This window comes from Streptococcus sp. HMSC072G04 (assembly GCF_001813295.1).
GTDB lineage: Bacteria > Bacillota > Bacilli > Lactobacillales > Streptococcaceae > Streptococcus.
On sequence record NZ_KV812002.1, the window covers coordinates 164,382 to 166,048 of the forward strand.

At 42.9% G+C, this 1,667-nt stretch carries 1 protein-coding gene and 2 pseudogenes; 2 read left to right on the plus strand and 1 reads right to left on the minus strand.

Annotated features, from left to right (window positions below):
* Positions 1-144: 144 nt before the first annotated feature.
* Positions 145-372, minus strand: a pseudogene (locus HMPREF2904_RS01040) (aminodeoxychorismate synthase, component I); the annotation flags it as partial.
* Between the two features lie 98 nt (positions 373-470).
* On the opposite strand from HMPREF2904_RS01040, the pseudogene HMPREF2904_RS10945 reads away from it, so the two are divergent.
* Both HMPREF2904_RS10945 and HMPREF2904_RS01045 read left to right on the plus strand, forming a co-directional pair.
* A pseudogene (locus HMPREF2904_RS10945) lies at positions 471-674 on the plus strand (TrkA family potassium uptake protein); the annotation flags it as partial.
* Positions 675-831: 157 nt separating this feature from the next.
* Positions 832-1,667: SSURE domain-containing protein (locus HMPREF2904_RS01045; RefSeq protein WP_141751174.1), on the plus strand; the 836-nt coding region annotated here is incomplete at its 3' end.

A 1,667-nucleotide genomic window follows, 5' to 3' on the forward strand; every position in this document is an offset into this window, starting at 1 on the left:
TTGAGAGGCTAGGACTTTTGTCCCAGCCTCTTAATTTTAGAACCCAGCAACAAACTCTTTGATGGCTTGCGCGAGTTCATAGGGTTTCTCGGTATTGAGTAGATGGCCTCCGTTTGCGATTTCTTGATAGCGACCTTTTGGCAGGAGTTTTGCTTCATCATAAGGATAGGCAAAGTAGCGACTAGCCTCTCTCAAACGGGTTAGGTGTTGCTCCAGGAAAGTCAACTCTCCTTGGTGGATACATCCGGTCGTCAGGAGCTCAAATCGAGGCTCTTGCCGGTAAAGAACAGCCGATTTTTGCTTGGTTTCCTGGTATTCACCTTCCCATTTGCTGTCCCAAGTGATGCCTCCTCCCACGCCATAGATGGCCGAATTCCGTCTTAAAATCGGGATAACTGTTTGCTCTCTCATGCAAATCTCTACAAAGAGCTTGTTTTCCACGCGTTTCTTTCTGCCATACCTACTCCTTTATTCCACAATCGTGGTCAGGCAAGAGTCTAAGTCAACTTGATCTTCGAGGACAATACAATCTCAATATTCTTGGTTTTCGTGACTATGAAAATGCTCCTCTAGACGTTCAGTTTGGTCCAAATGACTTATTAAAACCTGATACCTATATCATGGCGGTGATTAACAACCAATATTTGGATTATCTAGTACGCCTCAATGATTAAAAGAGAAATGACTATTCTTTTTTCTAGTGACTATTGAGTCAATATAAGTATTTTATAAGAGGGATTTAAGAAAAATTTTAACTTTTTCTTAATCCTTTTTAATTATAGGAGATTATACTAGAGTCATCAAATAAAGAAAAGCTCTAAGGAGAATCCTATGAAATTCAATCCAAATCAAAGATATACTCGTTGGTCTATTCGCCGTCTTAGTGTCGGTGTTGCCTCAGTTGTTGTGGCTAGTGGCTTCTTTGTCCTAGTTGGTCAGCCAAGTTCTGTACGTGCCGATGTGGTCGATCAGACCCCTGCTCAAGTTGTGCCAGATGCTACTTCGGTGAGTGAAAAGAGTGACTTACCAGTAGAACTTCTCAAAGAAGCAGTCGATACAGCTCTTCCTTCAGAACAGGTAGACTCAACACCTAAAGCAAGCCTGGATGCTACAAGCTCTCCAGAAAAAGTGAATGTAGCTGATAAAGACCAAGTGGTAGCGCCAAAAGAAGAAGTGCAAGCAAAACCAGAATCTGAGAAAGAAACAGAAGATGCGTTTAAACCTGTGACAAATCCTGCGCCTACAGTTTCTGGACAAGAGCGTGAAGCAAATGAAACTAAACCAGCAACCACCCCAGCTGAAGTGCAAAAGGGCGTGGCCGATAATACTAAAGACACAGTAGATGTTCCAGCCACTTACTTGGATAAAGCGAATTTCCCAGGCCCATTTACAGCCGGTGTCAACCAAGTCATTCCATATGAATTCTTCGCTGGTGACGGTATGTTGACTCGTCTTATCTTGAAAGCCTCAGACCAGGCTCCATGGTCCGATAACGGATCAGCCAAAAATCCTGCTCTCCCACCAGTAGAGAAATTGGGCAAAGCTCTCTACTTCTATGAAGTGGATTTGGCAGGTACTCAAGGCAAATCTGATAAAGAACTTCTTGACCTCTTAAAACAAAACGGCACTCAAAGTTATAAAGCTACTATCAAGGTGTACGGCGCTAA